The sequence below is a fragment of the Streptosporangium longisporum genome, from assembly GCF_039534895.1.
GTDB classification, from domain to species: Bacteria; Actinomycetota; Actinomycetes; order Streptosporangiales; family Streptosporangiaceae; genus Streptosporangium; species Streptosporangium longisporum.
Genome location: NZ_BAAAWD010000011.1, coordinates 68,054 through 87,109, shown reverse-complemented (window position 1 = coordinate 87,109; position 19,056 = coordinate 68,054). Strand labels below are relative to the sequence as shown.

Below are 19,056 nucleotides of genomic sequence, written 5' to 3'. Positions count from 1 at the left end.
TATGGTGCCCGTCCGTGCGGCCGTGTGTCTCACGGCCGCCGGACGGTGTCACGCGTGTGGTGCCGCCTCACGGCGGTACCGGTGTCGTCAGCGGCGGTGGTGGAAGCTGTACACGCGCACCCGCTCGGTACGGCTACGGCTCTCCTCGAGCTCGTCGGTGCCGTCGAAGACGGCGCGGTACTCACCGCTCTTGTAGGCGCGGGCCTTGGCGTAGAACGCGCCGCGGCGGCCGGTGTCGGTGGAGGTCACGTACTTCCAGGCGCTGGAGCCGCGCTTGCGGAAGTAGATCTCGACCTCCTCGCGGCGGGCGCTCGTCCAGCGGTCGTCGTCGTTGACCAGAAGACGACCGGTGAAGTAGACCCAGCGGCCCTTGCGCACGACGTCGGGGTTCGCGGAGAACCGGTAGACGCGCGTGTCGAGCTTCTCGGCGTCCTTGTGCTCGACGGAGAAGTTGACCTCGTCGGTCACCTTCTTGCCGTCCTTGTCGTACGCGTCGGCGGTCGCGACCCAGCGTCCTTCGAAGTCGTTCTCGTCGAAGCTGGTCGTGAAGCGCCACAGATCGCCCTGGTGGAAGATCCTGGGCTCACGGGCGTCCTGCGTACGGAACTGGTCGGAGACCGGCTTGAGGCGGAGTTCGACGCGGGTGGCCTCGGTGGTGCGCACCTCGATCGTTACCCTGGTGTCGTCGTCCCCGTGAACGACGACCGGGTTCGGGTTGACGTTGTCGATGCGCACACTGAGAGCGACTCGCTCCGCGGAGGCCGTCCCGGCCGACATGAGCAGTGATCCGCTCACAGCCGCGGACAGCAGACCGATGGCGATTCGTTTCATCAAGACGCTTTCCTCTTCTCCCCGTCTGGTAGGCGCGGTCAGGATTGGCCGCGCCTGCCCTATAAGACGTCTCACCGGCGGCCGATGTTGCCTCATGTCTCCAGAAAGTCTGAGTAAAGTCTCCGTAAGGTAACGTTTCGCCGTGGGTAACGGCAGGTCAGTCGCCGCTCCGTGGCCCCTCAAGATTTTTACAACAAAAAATGATTTGTCCGGTTTGTCGGGAATACAAGTGTGATTCGATCATCGTCTCGGGACCGGAGAGGCGGGCGGACGGGCCGGGCCGGGCGCCCGCGGGCCGGGGGACGGATAGCGTTTGCGCATGAGTGCCACCATCGTCGCCAAGGATCTGGCCGCCGGACACGGTGACCGAGCGCTTTTCTCCGGGCTCGACCTGGTGATCGCCCCCGGCGACGTCGTCGGCCTGGTGGGCGTGAACGGGGCCGGGAAGTCCACCCTGATGCGGATCCTGGCCGGCCTGCTCCCGGCCGAGCAGGGCTCGGTGCGGCTCAGCCCGTCCTCGGCGTCGGTCGGCTACCTGCCCCAGGAGCGCGAGCGCCGCGAGGGGGAGACGATCGCGGACTTCCTGGCCCGCCGTACCGGGGTGGCCGCCGCGCAGCGCGCGCTGGACGTCGCGACGCAGGGACTGGTCGACGGCACGCCGGGCGCCGACGACGCGTACGCCGCGAGCCTGGACCGCTGGCTCGCCCTGGGCGGGGCCGACCTGGAGGACCGGGCCGCGGAGGTCGTCGCCGAGCTCGGCCTGGCCGTGGAGCTCGACCGGCCGATGACGGCGCTCTCCGGCGGCCAGGCCGCGCGGGCCGGTATGGCCTCCCTGCTGCTCAGCCGCTACGACGTCTTCCTGCTGGACGAGCCCACCAACGACCTGGACCTGGAGGGCCTGGAGCGGCTGGAACGCTTCGTCACCGGCCTGCGGGCCGGGACGGTCCTGGTCAGCCACGACCGCGAGTTCCTGGCCAGGACCGTCAACCGGGTGGTCGAGCTCGACCTCGTCCAGCAGCTGGTCCGGGTGCACGGCGGTGGCTACGAGGCCTACCTCGCCGAGCGCGAGGTCGCCCGCAGGCACGCCCGCGACGAGTACGAGGAGTACGCCGGCACCGTCGCCTCCCTCAAGCAGCGCGCCGGGATGCAGCGGGCCTGGATGGAGAAGGGCGTCAAGAACGCGCGGCGCAAGGCGACCGACAACGACAAGATCGGCCGCAACTTCCGTACCGAGGCCACCGAGAAGCAGGCCGCCAAGGCCCGCCAGACCGAGCGGCTGATCGAGCGGCTGGACGAGGTCGAGGAGCCCCGCAAGGAGTGGGAGCTCCGGATGGAGATCGCGGTGGCCCCGCGCTCCGGGGCCGTGGTCGCCACGCTGCGCGACGCCGTGGTCCGGCGCGGCGCGTTCACCCTGGGGCCGGTGAACCTGGAGATCGGCTGGGCCGACCGGGTGGCGGTCACCGGGGCCAACGGCTCGGGCAAGTCCACGCTGCTGGCCGCGCTGCTGGGCCGGATCCCGCTGGAGGAGGGCAACGCCTCGCTCGGTCCCGGCGTGGTGGTCGGCGAGGTGGACCAGGCGCGCGGGCTGTTCCTGGGCGACGAGGCCCTGGTGGACGCCTTCGGCGCGGTGGTGCCGGAGATGGTCCCCGCCGAGGTCCGTACGCTGCTCGCCAAGTTCGGGCTCCGTTCCGCGCACGTGCCGCGGCCGGCCGCCACCCTGTCGCCGGGGGAGCGGACCCGGGCCGCGCTGGCGCTCCTGCAGGCGCGCGGGGTGAACCTGCTCGTGCTCGACGAGCCGACCAACCACCTCGACCTGGCCGCGATCGAGCAGCTGGAGTCGGCGCTCGCCTCCTACCCCGGTACGCTGCTGCTGGTCACCCACGACCGGCGGATGCTGGACGCGGTGCACACCACCCGGCGCGTGCACGTCGACGGCGGCCGGATCACCGAGAGCTGAAAAGCCGAAGAGCCGGCGGACAGGGTCGACGGTCAGGCACCAAGGGGCCAGACAAGTGTCTCCTGACCGGTTGACGTAACTTTCGCAAGCAGCCGCAAGTAATTACTTCTTTTGCCTTATAGTTTCATCATGACGCGACGGCTTGCAGAAGTGGCCAAGAAGGTCGGGATGAGCGAGGCGACGGTCAGTCGCGTGCTCAACGGGAAGCCCGGGGTCTCCGAGGCGACCCGCGAGGCCGTCCTCACCGCCCTCGACGTGCTCGGCTACGAGCGGCCGACCCAGCTGCGGGGGGACAGGGCACGGCTGGTCGGGCTCGTCCTGCCCGAGCTGCAGAACCCCATCTTCCCGGCCTTCGCCGAGGTGGTCGGCGGGGCGCTGGCCCAGCAGGGGTTCACCTCGGTGCTGTGCACCAGGACCCTGGGCGGCGTCTCCGAGGCCGAGTACGTCGACCTGCTGCTCCAGCAGCAGGTGTCCGGCGTGGTCTTCGCCGGAGGGCTGTTCGCCCAGGCGGACGCCTCCCACGAGCACTACGAGCTGCTCCGGGAGCGGCGCCTGCCGACCGTGCTGGTGAACGCCGCGGTGGCGCACCTGGCGTTCCCTCAGGTCTCCTGTGACGACGTGGCCGCCGCCGAGATGGCGCTCGGCCACCTGCGGTCGCTGGGTCACGAGCGGATCGGCATGGTGCTCGGGCCCCCCGACCACGTGCCCTCCCGGCGCAAGCTGGACGCGGCGAAGCTCGACCCGGAGTTCGTCGAGCACACCATGTTCTCCCTGGAGGGAGGGCACGCGGCGGCCGCGCGGCTGATCCGCCGGGGCGTCACCGGCATCATCTGCGCCAGCGACGTGATGGCCCTGGGCGCCATCAGGGCGGCCCGCAGGGCGGGGCTGTCGGTGCCCGACGACGTCTCGGTGATCGGGTACGACGACTCCGCGCTGATGAACTGCACCGACCCGCCGCTGACCACCCTGCGCCAGCCGATCGACGCGATGGGCCGCGCGGTCGTCGACCTGCTCGCCGCCCAGATCGACAAGGCCCTGGTCCCGGCCGACGAGCTGCTCTTCGAACCGGAACTGGTGGTCAGGGCCTCCACCGGGCCGGTGAAGCGCTGAGCGCCACGACAGCGCATTTTTTGCGGCTGCTTACTCCTATGTTTCAGTTTCCTGCGACGTTCACGCCCGGCCGACCCTTCCGCACGGTCGATCGCGGTTGCTTGCCTGAAAGCGGCTAATTTAGGCTCTTTCAGGACAAAAGTGGCCGTCGCCGTTATATCTCCTGACTGACCCTTTGCCTCTGTCGTCACCCTCAGTAGCCTCATATGTCCTAAAGTGATCGCTGCGGGCAGGGGCCGGCCCCCTGTCTCTCCCCTCGGAAACACATCCGGACGTTCGGGGGAAGACCGTGCGCAGAAGATCCATCGTGCTCGTCGCGGCGAGCGCGAGCACCCTCATGTTCCTGTCGGCCGCGCCCGCGGTGGCCGCGCCGACGGACGAGACCATCGTGACGTTCGCCGTGGAGGCGGGCTCCCTGGACGTCGTGGCGCCGGCCGGTCCGATCGACCTGGGCTCGGCGCCTCCCGGCGGCACGCTCACCGGGCAGATCGGTCCCGTGTCGGTCTCCGACACCCGGGGCGGCGCCACGTCGGAGTGGACCGCGTCGGTGTACGCGACGAACTTCATCGACGCCGCGCTGACGATCCCTCCCACCACGATCGACTACTGGTCGGGGCCGACGACCGCGACCACCGGCGGCGGCACCTTCGTCCCCGGGCAGCTCACCGCCCTCGTCGCCGACCCGCTCGACCTGGTCGCCACCCCGCTCGTGGCCTTCGCCCACACCGGCGGCACCGGAGGCAGCACGGCGACGTGGAACCCGACCCTGATCGTGAACATCCCGATCACGGCCCAGATCGGTGACTACACCGGGACGGTGACACATTCGGTGGCGTGACCGTCCCGTGGCCCTGCTCGCGCTCCTCCTGCCGCTGATCGCGCTCCTGTCGGGGGCCGCCGGGGGCCGGGCCGGTGCGAGGGGGGCCGCCGACGACACCCCCCGCGGCACGATCGGCATCCGCCTGCTGGAGGCGCCGGTCAGCCGCCACGACGACCCCCGGGCGCTGTCGTACATCGTCGACCACCTGCGCCCCGGCACCACGATCGAACGTGACCTGGAGGTGTCCAACACCTCCTCCCAGCGGCGGCGCGTCCAGCTGTACGCGGCCGCCGCCGACGTCGTGCGCAACAGGTTCCAGCTCCAGCCGGGCCGTGCCCGGAACGAACTGACCGGCTGGACGTCCCTGAACCGCGACTCGCTCGCCCTGCCCCCGGGAGGGAGCGGGACCGCCCGGGTCACGATCGCGGTGCCGGAGTCGGCGTCGCGCGGTGAACGCTACGGCGTCATCTGGGCACAGGCCGCCACCCGGCGCGACCCCGACCGGCCCGTGCGCATCGTCAACCGGGTCGGCGTCCGCGTCTACCTCGACATCGGACGCGGTGGCGAACCGCCGTCGGACTTCCGTATCGAGATCCTGACCCCCGTGCGCTCCCCGGACGGTGCCCCGCAGCTGGCGGCGCTGGTCCGCAACACGGGCGGCCGGACCCTGGACATGAGCGGCACGCTGTGGCTCTCGGACGGGCCCGGCGGCCTGCAGGCCGGGCCGTTTCCCGCCGACCGCGGGGTCACGCTGACGCCGCGATCCGCCGCCCCGGTGACGGTGACGCTGGACCGCCGGGTGCCCGACGGCCCCTGGAAGGGGAAGCTGACCCTGATGAGCGGCATGGTGAAGAAGACCGTCACCGCCACCTTCACCTTCCCGGTCGCGGGCCGGGGCCGTCCGGTCGAGCCCGACGACGACCTCCTCCCGCTGATCGGCCTGGTCGTGGGCCTGGTGCTGCTGCCGGCCGCCGCCGGTGTCCTGGTGATGCGCCGCAGGCGGCACGGCACGGCGCCGCGCCGCGTCCCCGCGGGCGGGGGCGGTCCGCTCCCCGGCGCGCGGACCCGGCGTCCCCGGACGGCGGGGGCCCACCGGCGGTCGGGCGGGTGACCCGGACGGCCGTCCCCCCGGCCCGGCCTTGTCCGAGCCTTGTCCGAGCCCTGTGCGAGCCCTGTGTGAGCCCTGTGTGAGCCCTGTGCGAGCCCCGGCCGGTCCCCACCCGGAACCCCGCCGCGTCCGCGCGGGCCCTCACCCGGCCCGACCGCTCACCCGGAAGGAGCATCAGCCGACCGTGCCGGGGAAGGGGGACCGGTCAGGAGGTGCACATGGAAGCGCTGGGAATCGACATCGGCGGATCGGGCATCAAGGGTGCGCCGGTGGACGTCGCCAAAGGACGGCTGACGCAGGAACGGCTGCGCATCCCCACCCCGGACCCCGCCGAACCCGAGGCGGTGGCCGAGGTCGTGGCGAAGATCGTCGAGCACTTCGAGTGGCAGGGGCCCATCGGGGTGACCTTCCCCGGGGTCGTGGTCGACGGGGTCGCCAGGTCGGCCGCCAACGTGGACAAGGCGTGGATCGGCACGGACGCGCAGCAGTTGTTCTCCCGGGTGACCGGGCAGACCACGATCGTGCTCAACGACGCCGACGCGGCCGGGCTGGCCGAGGTGGCGGCGGGCGCCGCCAAGGACAGGCCGGGTGTGGTGATGCTGCTGACCTTCGGGACCGGGATCGGCAGCGCCCTGCTGATGGACGGCCTCCTGGTGCCCAACACCGAGCTCGGGCACCTGGAGATCAGGGGCAAGGAGGCCGAGAAGCGCGCCTCCGACCACGCCCGCGAGGCGCACGACCTCGGCTGGGAGGAGTGGGCCGAGAAGGTGCAGGAGTACCTGGAACACGTCGAGATGCTGTTCTCGCCGTCGCTCTTCATCATCGGCGGCGGGGTCAGCAAGAAGGCCGACAAGTTCCTGCCGCACATCAAGATCCGCACCCCGATCGTCCCGGCCGGCCTGCAGAACGAGGCGGGCATCGTGGGCGCCGCGATGGCGGCGACGAGGGCGGCGGAGAAGGCGTAGCGGCGGAGGTCGGAGAGCCCGGGGAGGCGGCGCCCCGGGCCTCGACGGACCGTTCCGCCGGCGGCGCGGGCACGCCGCCGGGGAACGCCGACGAGGGTGACTCTGAAACTTTCATCTGGTTCGAAACCCGTTCGGTGAGGTCAGGGGCCGACACGTCGTCTCCCGAGGGCCCCCGGGGCGCAACACCCTGTACACACGCCGGAAACATCCGGACTATGGGAGCGCTCCCACCCTCGTCCTGGAGATGATCACGAATGACAGTCACTTCGCGTCGCCAAGCCTGGCGTAACCGGGCGGCGACCACGGCGGCCCTGCTGGTGGCCGCCGCCGGCCTCGCCACCGGCCAGGCCGCCACGGCGCACGCCGCAGTATCCTGCGACGTCGCCTACTCCACCAACGACTGGCAGGGCGGATTCACCGCCAACGTCACCCTCAAGAACCTCGGTGACCCGCTGAACGGCTGGACCCTCGGCTTCGCCTTCACCGGCGGGCAGACGCTCCAGCAGGGCTGGTCGGCCACCTGGGCCCAGTCGGGCACCCAGGTCACCGCGAAGAACCTCGCCTGGAACGGCACCCTCGCCACCGGTGCCTCCACCAGCATGGGCTTCAACGGAATCTCCACCGGGAGCAACCCCAAGCCCACCGCCTTCACGGTCAACGGCGTCACCTGTGGCGGGCAGAACCCGACCAACCAGCCCCCCACGGTCGCCCTGACCAGCCCGGCCTCCGGCGCCACCTACCAGGCGGGCGCCGCCGTGCCGCTGGCGGCCACCGCGAGCGACGACGGCTCGGTCAGCAAGGTCGAGTTCTACGTCGACGGCACGCTGGTCAACACCGACACCACCGCGCCGTACTCCTACTCCGCGACCGGCCTGGCCTCCGGCGCGCACACCGCCAAGGCCAAGGCCTACGACAACGCCTCCCCGGCGCTGTCCACCGAGACCGCCGCGGTGCCCTTCACCGTGGGCGGCGGCAACCAGACGCCGTCGGTCGTCGCCTCCGCGACCTCGGTCAGCGTTCCCGAGGGAAGCTCCAGGACGGTCGGCTTCAAGCTGAGCCAGGCGCCGACCGGCAACGTCTCGGTCAACCTGACCAAGACCGGTGACGCCGACCTCACGATCTCGCCCTCCACGCTGTCGTTCACCACGGCCAACTGGAACACGGCGCAGAACGTGACCGTCTCGGCCGCCCAGGACTCCGACGAGGCGAACGGCACCGCCACCATCGCGGCCGCCGCCACCGGTCACACCGGTGCCTCCGTCACCGCGACCGAGGCCGACGACGACGGCGACACCACGCCGATCACGCACGTCGACAACCCCTACGCCGGCGCCGACGGCTACGTGAACCCGAACTGGTCGGCCAAGGCCGCCGCCGAGCCCGGCGGCGACGCGGTCGCCGACATCTCCACCGGCGTGTGGCTGGACCGCATCGCCGCGATCGCCGGCTCCTCCTCGGCCATGGGCCTGCGCGCCCACCTGGACGAGGCCCTGGAGCAGGACGCCGCCAACGGCAGCAGGCCGCTGACGATCCAGTTCGTCATCTACAACCTGCCCAACCGTGACTGCTCGGCGCTGGCCTCCAACGGTGAGCTGCTCATCGCCCAGAACGGTCTGAACCGCTACAAGACCGAGTACATCGACCCGATCGCCGCGATCATGGGCGAGGCCAAGTACCGCAGCCTGCGGATCTCGACGATCGTCGAGATCGACTCCCTGCCGAACCTGGTCACCAACCTCAACATCGCCAAGTGCCAGGAGGCCAAGGACAGCGGCGCCTACGTCGACGGTGTCCGTTACGCCCTGAACAAGCTGCACGCGATCCCGAACGTCTACACCTACATCGACGCCGCGCACCACGGCTGGCTCGGCTGGGACACCAACTTCGGCCCCGCCGCCGACCTGTTCGCCAGCACCGTCGCCGGCACCACCGCGGGCTTCAACAGCGTCGACGGCTTCATCACCAACACCGCCAACTACTCGGCGCTGCGTGAGCCGCACTTCACCATCAACACCACCGTCAACGGCCAGACCGTCCGCCAGTCCACCTGGCTCGACTGGAACTTCTACGTCGACGAGCTCTCCTTCGCCCAGGCCTTCCGGAACACGCTGATCCAGAAGGGCTTCAACTCCAACATCGGCATGCTGATCGACACCTCCCGCAACGGCTGGGGAGGCGCGGCCCGCCCGTCCGCTCCCAGCACGTCCAACGTGCTGAACACCTTCGTCAACGAGTCCCGTGTCGACCGGCGCTTCCACGCCGGCAACTGGTGCAACCAGAACGGTGCCGGCCTGGGCGAGCGCCCGCAGGCCAGCCCCGCCCCGGGTCTGGACGCCTACGTCTGGATCAAGCCCCCGGGTGAGTCCGACGGCGCCAGCAAGGTGATCCCGAACGACGAGGGCAAGGGTTTCGACCAGATGTGCGACCCGACCTACACCGGCAACGCCCGTAACGGCAACAACATGAGCGGCGCCCTGCCGGACGCCCCCATCGCCGGCCAGTGGTTCTCCGCCCAGTTCCGTCAGCTGCTGCAGAACGCCTACCCGGCGCTCCCCTAGTCGGCTGATCCCGGGCCCACCCCCCACGGGGGCCCGGAGCGGGGTTCTTCCCCGCGACCTGAAGGCCCCGTCGTCCCGGTTCCGGGACGGCGGGGCCGCTCCCTGTTCCGGCCGTCCTTTCGGCCGTTCTTTCCGGCCTTCCCGGAACGCGTGCCGGTGCCCCGCCGGTCCTGCCGCCTCACGGTCTGAGCCGTCACCCGCTCCCGGCCGCCGTACGGCCCCGATATCCGGATGCGGTGACGCGGCGACTCGGGCAGCATGGACGGTCGGGCCCGATCAGGGCTCCGGTCCGGGCAGGAACCCTCGGCCCGTGCGTCCTCGCGGGCACGGGGGAGCCGTCACTCGCGGGCCGAAAGTATCCTGGGTCTCAGTATGGGAACGCCTCCTTTGACATCTCCGCTCTCCGAGCTGCACGCGCGCCTGCCCGAGCTCACGCTCCGTGACCAGCGGCGCCTGCGCCGCAGGCTCGACGGCGCGCGCAAGGTCAGGAACCGTGCCGCCCAGCAGAAGATCGCCGCGGAGATCACCTCCGACATCGAGCGGGCCGAGCAGCGGGTCGCCCGCCGCCGCGCCGGCGTTCCCGCGATCACCTATCCGGAGGCGCTGCCCGTCAGCAAGCGCCGGGACGACATCCTGGAGGCGATCCGCGACAACCAGGTCGTGATCGTCGCCGGTGAGACCGGCTCCGGCAAGACCACCCAGCTTCCGAAGATCTGCCTGGAGCTGGGCCGGGGCGTCAGGGGCCTCATCGGGCACACCCAGCCCCGTCGCATCGCCGCCAGGACCGTGGCCGAGCGCGTCGCCGAGGAGCTCGACACCCCGCTCGGCGAGGCCGTCGGCTACAAGGTGCGCTTCACCGACCAGGTGAGCGAGGGCACGCTGGTCAAGGTCATGACGGACGGCATCCTGCTGGCCGAGCTGCAGCACGACCGCGACCTCGACCAGTACGACACGCTGATCGTCGACGAGGCGCACGAGCGCAGCCTCAACATCGACTTCATCCTGGGCTACCTCAAGCAGCTCCTGCCGCGCCGCCCCGACCTCAAGGTCGTCATCACCTCGGCCACCATCGACCCCGAGCGCTTCTCCGAGCACTTCGGCGACGCCCCGATCGTGGAGGTCTCCGGCCGCACCTACCCCGTGGAGGTGCGCTACCGGCCGGTCGCCGAGGACGACGACCAGATCCAGGCGATCGGCAACGCCGTCGACGAGCTCTGCGCCGAGGGGCCCGGCGACATCCTGGTCTTCCTCAGCGGCGAGCGGGAGATCCGCGACACCGCCGAGGCGCTCTCCAAGCGCAAGGACGCCGAGATCCTGCCGCTGTACGCCCGGCTGTCCGCCGGGGAGCAGCACCGGGTCTTCCAGCGCCACACCGGCCGCCGGGTCGTGCTGGCCACCAACGTGGCCGAGACCTCGCTGACCGTGCCCGGCATCAAGTACGTCGTCGACCCCGGGTTCGCCCGCATCTCCCGTTACAGCCACCGCACCAAGGTTCAGCGCCTGCCCATCGAGGCGATCTCCCAGGCGTCGGCCAACCAGCGCAAGGGCCGCTGCGGCCGCGTCTCCGAAGGCGTCTGCATCCGGCTGTACGAGGAGGACGACTTCCTCACCCGGCCGGAGTTCACCGACCCGGAGATCCTGCGCACCAACCTCGCCTCCGTCATCCTGCAGATGACCTCGATCGGCCTGGGCGACATCGGGGCCTTCCCGTTCGTGGAGCCGCCCGACCAGCGCCAGGTCAGGGACGGCTACGACCTGCTGCTGGAACTGGGCGCCTTCGACCAGGCCAGGCAGATGACCCCGCTCGGCCGCAAGCTGGCCGGGCTGCCGGTGGACCCGCGCCTGGCCCGGATGGTGCTGGAGGCCGACCGCAACGGCTGCGTCCGCGAGGTCATGGTCATCGCCGCGGCCCTGTCGATCCAGGACCCGAGGGAGCGCCCGGCCGACAAGCAGCAGGCCGCCGACGAGAAACACCGCCGCTTCGCCGACAAGGAGTCGGACTTCGTCTCCTACCTGAACCTGTGGGAGTACCTCCAGGAACAGCAGAAGGAGCTCTCCTCCAGCGCGTTCCGGCGACTGTGCAAGGCCGAGTTCCTCAACTACATGCGCGTCCGCGAGTGGCAGGACGTCTACAGCCAGCTCCGTCAGACCGCGAAATCCCTCGGCGTCGTCCCCGGGACGGCCCCCGGGGACGAGCAGAAGATCCACATGTCCCTGCTGTCGGGGCTGCTCTCGCACGTCGGCGTCAAGGACATCGACAAGAAGACCGCCGACGCCGGGGGCGGGCGCCGTCCCCCGAACGAGCCGCGCAGGCCGATGACCGAGTACATCGGCGCCCGCAACGCCCGGTTCGCGATCTTCCCGGGCTCGGCGCTGGCCAAGAAGCAGCCGCTGTGGGTGATGTCCGCCGAGCTGGTGGAGACCTCCCGGCTCTGGGCCCGGGTCAACGCCAAGATCGAACCCGAGTGGGTCGAGCCGCTCGCCCAGCACCTGATCAAACGCACCTACTCCGAGCCGCACTGGGAGAAGAAGCAGGGCTCGGTGATGGCGTACGAGAAGGTCACCCTGTACGGGGTGCCGATCGTGGCCCAGCGCAAGGTCAACTACGGCCGCATCGACCCCGAGCTGAGCCGGGAGCTGTTCATCCGGCACGCCCTGGTCGAGGGCGACTGGGAGACCCACCACGCCTTCTTCGCCGAGAACCGCAGGCTGCTCGAGGAGGTCGAGGAACTGGAGGAGCGGGCCAGGCGCCGCGACATCCTCGTCGACGACGAGACGCTCTTCGACTTCTACGACCGGCGCGTCCCCGCCGACGTCGTCTCCGGGCGCCATTTCGACTCCTGGTGGAAGAAGACCAGGACCGACCAGCCCGACCTGCTGAGCTTCGAGAAGTCGATGCTGATCAGCGAGACGGCCGGGGACGTCAGCAAGCGCGACTACCCCGACGTCTGGCGCCAGGGCGGCCTGCGCTTCCCGCTCACCTACCAGTTCGAGCCCGGCACCGACGCCGACGGTGTCACCGCGCACATCCCGCTGGCACTGCTCAACCAGGTCAACGTGGAGGGCTTCGACTGGCAGATCCCCGGACTGCGCGAGGAACTGCTCACCGCGCTGATCCGGAGCCTGCCCAAGCAGATCCGACGCAACTTCGTGCCCGCGCCCAACTACGCCAAGCAGGTCCTCACCCGCGCCGAGCCCACCCGGGAGCCGCTGCTCGCGGTGCTGGAACGCGAGCTGCTGAACCTGACCGGCATCCAGGTGCCCCGCGAGGCCTGGCAGCCCGACCTGGTCCCCGACCACCTCAAGATCACCTTCCGGGTGGTCGACGGCCGGAAGAAGAAGCTCGCCGAGAGCAAGGACCTGGCCGACCTCAAGCGCCGGCTCGCCCCCAGGCTCCGCCAGACCCTCTCCCAGGCCGCCGACGGCCTGGAGAGGTCCGGCCTGACCGGCTGGGCCATGGACGCGCTGCCCAGGACGTTCGAGCAGGGCAGGATGAAGGCCTACCCGGCGCTCGCCGACGAGGGTGCCACCGTGGCCGTGCGGATGTTCGAGACCGAGGCCGAGCAGCGCCGCGCCATGTGGGAGGGGACCCGCAGGATGCTGCTGCTGAACATCCCGTCCCCGGCCAAGAGCATCCTGGGAAGCCTGGGCAACCAGTCCAAGCTCGCCCTCAGCCGCAGCCCGCACTCCGGGGCCGCCGCCCTGTTCGACGACTGCGTCACCTGCGCCGCCGACCGTCTCATGAGCGAGTACGGCGGCCCGGTCTGGGACAAGGCGGCCTACGCCGCCCTGCACGACAAGGTCCGCGCCGAGCTGTACGACACCACGGCCGAGGTCGTCGCCAGGGTCGAGAGCATCCTCAAGGTCTGGCACACCGTCTCGACGCTGCTGCCCGCCTCCCGCTCCACCCCCGCGGTCGAGGACATCCGCGAGCAGGTGGCCGGACTGGTCCACCCGGGGTTCGTCACCGAGACCGGCTACGCGCGCCTGCCCGACCTGCTGCGCTACCTCAAGGGGGCCCAGCGGCGGCTGGAGAAGGTGCACGACGACGCGTTCCGCGACCAGGAGCGGATGGACAGGATCCACGACATCGAGGACGAGTACCACGAGCTGGTCGAGAAGCTCCCCCCGGGCCGCCGCGGTGACGACGACGTCCGCCAGATCCGCTGGATGATCGAGGAGTTGCGGGTCAGCTACTTCGCCCAGACCCTCGGCACCCCGTACTCGATCTCCGACAAGCGCATCCGCAAGGCGATGGAGAAGCTCTGAGCCTCGCCCGGAAGGGCGGGGGCGTGCGAACCGGCGCCGCCGGGGGCGAGGGGATCGCGGTCAGAGGAAGATCGAGGTGTCGAGGTCGAAGCCGACGGGGGACGGCAGGTGGAGCGGCTTGCCGAGCTGGACGCGCGTGACGGCCTGGTAGGCGCCGCCCTCGGGGTCGCTGAGGACCGTGACCGTCGCGGGGGTGGCGATCGGATCCACGAGCAGCATGACCGGAACGCCGCCCGCCGCGTAGACGCGCGGCTTGTCGTCACGGTCGGCTCGGGCGCTCTCCGGGGAGACGATCTCGGCGACCATGATCAACCCGGAGGATCGCAGCTCCAGGGTGCCCCAGCGCGGGCAGTCGGCGGGGGCGAGCGCGAAGTCGGGGATGAGACTGTCCCTGGGGCCGTCGATGCAGACGTTCACCCCGCCCACGTGCGCGTGCCATTTCCGCTCCATGACGATCGGCTGCAGGGCGTAGGACAGCAGGGGTCGCGCTCCAGCTGTGCTCGGGGATGCCCACGGGGCTCATGATCAGGTTCCCGCCGATGATCTCGGCGCGGAAGCCGGGAGTGGAGGGCAGCGTCTCCAGGAGTTCCCGCGCCGTGCGCGCGGGGAGCGTCTCCTTCGAAGGGGCGTGTCCGGAGGGACGCCCTCGTGCCGTCGTCACCATCGAGCCGTCTCCCTCCGTATCCGAAAAGGCACTCCGAGTGTCACATGCGGGGTCGTCCGGGCGGGGTGTGTACCGGCGTATACGATCGTGGGCCTGAACGAGGGGGAGATCGTGGTCCGGGCGCTGGTGTTCGACGTGGGCGAGACGCTGATCGACGAGACGCGCATCTGGTCGCGCTGGGCCGACCGGCTGGGGGTCACCCGGTTCACCATGCTCGGCGTGCTGGGCGGCATGGCCGCGCTCGACCGGTCGTTCGAGGACGCCTTCCGGCTGCTGCGGCCGGGGTTCGACGTCGAGGCCGAGCAGGAGGCGTGGAGGCGCGACGACCCGGACGGGCTGCGGGTGAACTTCGACGCCGACGACCTCTATCCGGACGTCCGTCCCGCGCTGGCGGCGCTGCGCGGCCTCGGCCACCAGCTGATCATCGCCGGCAACCAGCCGCCGCAGGCACGGGACGCGCTGCTGGCGATGGACCTGCCGGTCGACGCGATCCACACCTCCGACGGCTGGGGCGTCGCCAAGCCCGCCCCGGAGTTCTTCGCCCGCGTCGCCGAGGTGTCCGGGCGCGAACCCGGCGAGATCCTCTACGTGGGCGACCGGCTGGACAACGACGTCCTGCCCGCCCGCGCGGCGGGGATGCGGACCGCGCTGATCCGCAGGGGCCCGTGGGGACACCTGCACGCGGCCCGCCCCGGGGCCCGCGGGGCGGGCGGCGCGGATCACGTCGTCGACGACCTGCACGCCCTGGTCGCGATCCTCACCTGAGGGCCGCACCCGCGGGCGGTTCGCGGCGGTGTCCGCGGGCCGCTCCGCCCGCGGACGGTCCGGCGACGGTTACAGGTCGCTCCACTGCGCGCCGACGCCGGCACCCGAGCGCACCGACGCCGGGACGCCGGCCGGCGGGTCGACCGTGTACGCGTAGAAGGTGCGCGGCTCGACGACCGTCCCGGCCGTCTCGGGCGTCCCGGAGTTCACGAAGATGTTGTTGCGCTGCACCGCCCGGCCCGGCCCGCTGTCGGCGTAGCCGCTCGCCGAGTAGAGCGGGTGCGGCACATCCTGGAAGTAGTTGCCCTCCACGACCACGCCGGCGTTCTCGGTGGAGGCCACGCCGTACAGCTCGTTGCCCAGGAAGTAGTTGTTGAAGACGTGCACCGGCTCGCCGAAGCGGATGCGCGGGTGGCGCTGCCGGCTGTTGTCGAAGAAGTTGTGGTGGATCGTCACCTTCAGGTGGCCGATGTCGGTGCCCGCGGCGCCGTCGGAGTGGCTGATCAGCATGCTCTTGTCGGAGTGGTCGAAGTGGTTCCACGACACGGTGACGTAGTCGGCGCCGCGCACCACGTCGATGGAGCCGTCGACCGCGCCGGAGAAGGTGTTGTGGTCGATCCATACGTGGTGCGACTCCCGGCCGACGTTGATGGCGTCGTCCTCGGCCTCGGTGAAGCGGATGTTGCGCACGATCACGTTGTAGGACCGGTAGAAGTCCAGGCCGCCGCCGGTGATGTGACCGGAGGTGCCCACCCCGATGATGGTCTTGTTGGGCCGCACCCCCTGCTTGCTGGAGATCTCGATGGTGCCGGCCACCCGGATGATCAGGGTTTCCTTGCTGTCGATGTACTCCAGGAACGACGCGGCGTCGGTCACGGTGACCGTACGGCCTCCGGCGCCGCCGGTGGTGCCGTTCTGGCCCAGGGCGTTGACCGACGCGAAGCCGATCGGCGCCGCCGCCATGGCGGAGCCCGCGGCGGGGGCGGCGGAGGTGGCGCTCGCGCCGGCCGGCGCGGAGGAGAGGGCGGCGGCCAGGACGGCGCCGGCCGCGACGGCGCGCAGGGCCGCGCGCCGGGAGACGTGGCCGGTGAGGGGCTGGGGCATGACGTCTGCCTTTCGGGGGCGGGGAGGGGGGAGGCGCAGGGGAAGGTGGTGCGGAGGGGCCGCCGCCCGCCGGGGCGGGAGGCCGGGGGGTTCCGGGGGCGGCGGCCCGGCCCGTCAGCAGCCGATCTTTCCGACGCCCACGCCGGCGGACACCTTCGCCGGGACGGTCGCGGGGTCGTCAACGGTGTAGGAGTAGTACGTGCGCGGCTCGACGACCGTGCCGGCCGTCTGCGGGGTGCCCGAGCCGACGTAGAGGTTGTTGCGCTCGACCACCCGGCCGGGCCCGCTCTTGTCGTAGCCGACGTAGATCGGGTGGGCGACGTTCTGGAAGTAGTTGCCCTCGACGAGCAGGCCGGCGTTCTCGGTGGAGGCGATGCCGTACAGCGCGTTGTTCCGGTAGTAGTTGTTGAGGACGTGGACCGGCTCGGCGAAACGCACCCGGGGGTGGCGCTGGTCGGTGCCGTCGAAGAAGTTGTGGTGGTAGGTCACGCGGAGCTTGCCGATGTCTGCCGTGTAGCTGTCCGAGTGGCCCAGCAGCGCCGACTTGCTGTGGTCGTGGAAGTGGTTCCACGAGACCGTGACGAAGTCCGACTCCCGCTTGATGTCGAGCAGGCCGTCGTAGCCGTCGGAGAGGTCGTTGTGGTCGATCCACACGTGGTGCGCCTTGTTGGTGACGCTGATCGAGTCGTCCTCCGCGCCGCTGAACCGGATGTTCCTGATGATGACGTTGTTGCCCGGCCGGGTGGTCGAGCCGAGCTGGAGGCCGCCACCGGTGATCTCCGCGGTCGTGCCCACGCCCAGGATGCTCTTGTTCGCGACGACGGTCAGCATGCCGGAGACCTGGATCCGGCCGGAGACCTGGATGATGTACGGTCCCGGGCGGCCGACGTAGTCCTTCAGGGCGGCGGCCGTGTTCACGGTGACGACGGGGCCTCCGGCGCCGCCGGTGGTGCCGTTCTGGCCCAGGGCGTTGACCGACGCGAAGCCCCCGGGGGTGCCGGTGCAGGCCGCGGTGGTGGTGGCGTTCGTCGCCGCGCCGAACCCGGCGGCCCGCTCCGATCCGGAGACGTCGGCGTGGGCCGCGCCGCCCACACCGGCGAGCGCGGCGACCAGGAGGGCCGCGGCGGCGGTGGGACGGCGGCGCCTCGCGGCGGGACGGCCGAGGTGGTTGATGATCATTTTCGTCTCCATCAGATCTTCCCGACGCCGGCGCCGGCGGGCACGATGGTCGGCACCGCGGACGCCGGATCCGGGGCGTAGGAGTAGTAGGTGCGCGGCTCGGTCACCGTTCCCCGGGTCTCGATGGGGTGGTTGCAGTCGACCAGGATGTTGCCGCGCTCGACCAGGCGCCCGAGGTCGCCGCTGAACGCGACCCGGCCCGGGTTGTTGACGCTGTAGAAGTAGTTGTTCTCGACCAGCACCCCGGCGTTGTAGGTGGACGCGATGCCGTAGCTGTTGTCCCGGTAGTAGTTGTTGTAGACGTGCACGACGTCGGCGAAGCGGACCCGGGGGTGGCGCTGGTCGGAGGCGTCGAAGAAGTTGTGGTGGTAGGTGACGTGCAGCCTGCCGATGTCCTGCGGGCCGGCGTCCTCGTCGTGGGAGAGCAGCAGCGTCTTGTCGTGGTCGTGGAACCTGTTCCACGAGACGGTCACGAAGTCGGAGCCGCGCTTGATGTCGACCGCGCCGTCGTCCCCGTTGGAGAAGTCGTTGTGGTCGATCCAGATGTGGTGGCTGAACATCTGCACGTTGATCATGTCGTCGGAGGCGCCGGAGAACGCGATGTTGCGGATGATGATGTTGTGCACGGCGTTCGCCGGGGGCGAGGTGACGGAGTCGCTGACCGGCAGGCCGATGTTCAGCCCGCCGCCGACCAGCGCGGCGTTCGCGCCGACCCCGATGATCGTCTTGTCCGAGGCGACGTTGTACATGCCGTCGTTGGAGCCGGTGGGCAGCGTGATCCTGCCGCTCACCCGGATGACGTACGGCCCCGGCCGGGAGATGTAGTCGAGGAACTGCGCGGTGGTGGTCGCGGTGACCGTGGGCCCGCCGGCGCCGCCGGTGGTGCCGTTCTGGCCGAGGGCGTTGACGGTGGCGAAGCCGACCATGGCGTCGACCGGGTCGGCGAGCCGAGCTCCGGTCTGCGCGGTGGCGGTGGTGGTGCCGGTCAGCGCGGCGATCAGCAGGGCGATCGCGCCCAGGACGAGCGTCGTACGCGGACCGCGCCGGGAGGAGGGGGCGGCGGCCGGGGAGGAGCCGGTCGGTGCCGCCGGAGCGGGCCGCGGGGCCGGTGGGGGAGTGGCGGGGAGGGGCATGTGTTCTCTGCTCTCTGCAGGCCGCGGTCACGGCGGCATGCTGTCAGGCGGCGTCGGCCGGGAGAGGAGTACGGGGGCCGCGACGGGCGGCACGGGTGCGCGGGCCGCGACCGCGGGGAGTAGGGCGGAGACGGCGGGTGCACCGACGGTGAGGGGTGCGTCCGGCCAGGTGGCCGTGCTCGCCGACCGGGGCCGGTCGCCCGGGAGGTGAGACCGCGGTGTCGCGGGACGCGAGGCGGGAGTGGACACCGCGCTCGGGAGAGAAGAAGGTGCGGATCAGAGGGCGACCATGGCATCACCACCTCGTGGCGAGAGGACACCTCCGGGCGGATGCTCCGGAAAGCGCTTTCCGAACTGGGGTGAGTTTATGTTTCCCACAGGTTTCTGTCAACGATCCGGGTACGCGTATCGGTCGTCGGCGGGTGCTCCGGGGGCTCTCGCGTCACCCCGCCGGACGGGGTCCCCGGGAGGCGTTCCGCCGTCCCGGGCCGTTCATCGCCCTCGGGGACATGGGACGCCCCGGGACATGGAACGCCCCGGGCCGTGAAACACCCACGGACGTGAAACAGGCCGGGACGTGAAACAGGCCGGGA

The 19,056-nt window shown here is 70.8% G+C and carries 13 protein-coding genes; 8 read left to right on the top strand and 5 right to left on the bottom strand.

What is annotated here, in order from left to right; translation table 11 throughout:
- Positions 1 to 87: 87 nt before the first annotated feature.
- Entirely contained in the window at positions 88 to 831 is a 744-nt protein-coding gene (locus ABD832_RS20945; RefSeq protein ID WP_344898015.1) for a hypothetical protein, read from the bottom strand.
- Positions 832 to 1,150: 319 nt separating this feature from the next.
- On the opposite strand from ABD832_RS20945, the gene ABD832_RS20940 reads away from it, so the two are divergent.
- The 7 genes from ABD832_RS20940 (at position 1,151) to hrpA (ending at position 13,618) form a co-directional block, all read left to right on the top strand.
- A complete protein-coding gene (locus ABD832_RS20940) occupies positions 1,151 to 2,788 on the top strand; it encodes an ABC-F family ATP-binding cassette domain-containing protein (protein ID WP_344898013.1) in 1,638 nt (545 codons plus the stop codon).
- A gap of 129 nt (positions 2,789 to 2,917) precedes the next feature.
- Complete coding sequence (locus ABD832_RS20935) at positions 2,918 to 3,898, top strand: LacI family DNA-binding transcriptional regulator (protein ID WP_344898011.1); 981 nt, start codon at positions 2,918 to 2,920, stop codon at positions 3,896 to 3,898.
- Between the two features lie 289 nt (positions 3,899 to 4,187).
- Complete coding sequence (locus tag ABD832_RS20930; protein WP_344898009.1) at positions 4,188 to 4,736, top strand: hypothetical protein; 549 nt, start codon at positions 4,188 to 4,190, stop codon at positions 4,734 to 4,736.
- A gap of 7 nt (positions 4,737 to 4,743) precedes the next feature.
- A complete protein-coding gene (locus ABD832_RS20925; RefSeq protein WP_344898007.1) occupies positions 4,744 to 5,829 on the top strand; it encodes a COG1361 family protein in 1,086 nt (361 codons plus the stop codon).
- Between the two features lie 215 nt (positions 5,830 to 6,044).
- Positions 6,045 to 6,791 (top strand): polyphosphate--glucose phosphotransferase, encoded by a 747-nt coding sequence (gene ppgK, locus ABD832_RS20920; RefSeq protein ID WP_344898005.1) that lies wholly within the window; start codon positions 6,045 to 6,047, stop codon positions 6,789 to 6,791.
- A gap of 254 nt (positions 6,792 to 7,045) precedes the next feature.
- Positions 7,046 to 9,349 carry a glycoside hydrolase family 6 protein gene (locus tag ABD832_RS42230; protein WP_413224436.1) on the top strand — a complete coding sequence of 768 codons (2,304 nt, stop codon included), beginning with the start codon at positions 7,046 to 7,048 and terminating at the stop codon, positions 9,347 to 9,349.
- A 372-nt stretch (positions 9,350 to 9,721) separates the two neighbouring features.
- The gene (gene hrpA, locus ABD832_RS20905; protein ID WP_344898004.1) at positions 9,722 to 13,618 is read left to right on the top strand and encodes an ATP-dependent RNA helicase HrpA; all 3,897 of its coding nucleotides are present in this window, start codon (positions 9,722 to 9,724) and stop codon (positions 13,616 to 13,618) included.
- A gap of 60 nt (positions 13,619 to 13,678) precedes the next feature.
- Here the strand turns inward: hrpA and ABD832_RS20900 are convergent, their stop codons facing one another.
- The gene (locus ABD832_RS20900) at positions 13,679 to 14,068 is read right to left on the bottom strand and encodes a Uma2 family endonuclease (RefSeq protein ID WP_344898003.1); all 390 of its coding nucleotides are present in this window, start codon (positions 14,066 to 14,068) and stop codon (positions 13,679 to 13,681) included.
- A 337-nt stretch (positions 14,069 to 14,405) separates the two neighbouring features.
- Here ABD832_RS20900 and ABD832_RS20895 point away from each other — a divergent pair, with 337 nt between their 5' ends.
- Complete coding sequence (locus ABD832_RS20895; RefSeq protein WP_344898145.1) at positions 14,406 to 15,047, top strand: HAD family hydrolase; 642 nt, start codon at positions 14,406 to 14,408, stop codon at positions 15,045 to 15,047.
- Positions 15,048 to 15,116: 69 nt separating this feature from the next.
- On the opposite strand, the gene ABD832_RS20890 is transcribed toward ABD832_RS20895, so the two are convergent.
- The 3 genes from ABD832_RS20890 to ABD832_RS20880 form a co-directional block, all read right to left on the bottom strand.
- Positions 15,117 to 16,151, bottom strand: a complete 1,035-nt coding sequence (locus tag ABD832_RS20890) for a pectate lyase family protein (RefSeq protein WP_344898002.1) — start codon at positions 16,149 to 16,151, stop codon at positions 15,117 to 15,119.
- A gap of 114 nt (positions 16,152 to 16,265) precedes the next feature.
- Positions 16,266 to 17,330: a pectate lyase family protein gene (locus tag ABD832_RS20885; RefSeq protein WP_344898001.1), complete on the bottom strand. Its 1,065-nt coding sequence runs from the start codon at positions 17,328 to 17,330 to the stop codon at positions 16,266 to 16,268.
- 11 nt (positions 17,331 to 17,341) lie between these two features.
- A complete protein-coding gene (locus ABD832_RS20880; protein WP_344898000.1) occupies positions 17,342 to 18,463 on the bottom strand; it encodes a pectate lyase family protein in 1,122 nt (373 codons plus the stop codon).
- Positions 18,464 to 19,056: the final 593 nt, after the last annotated feature.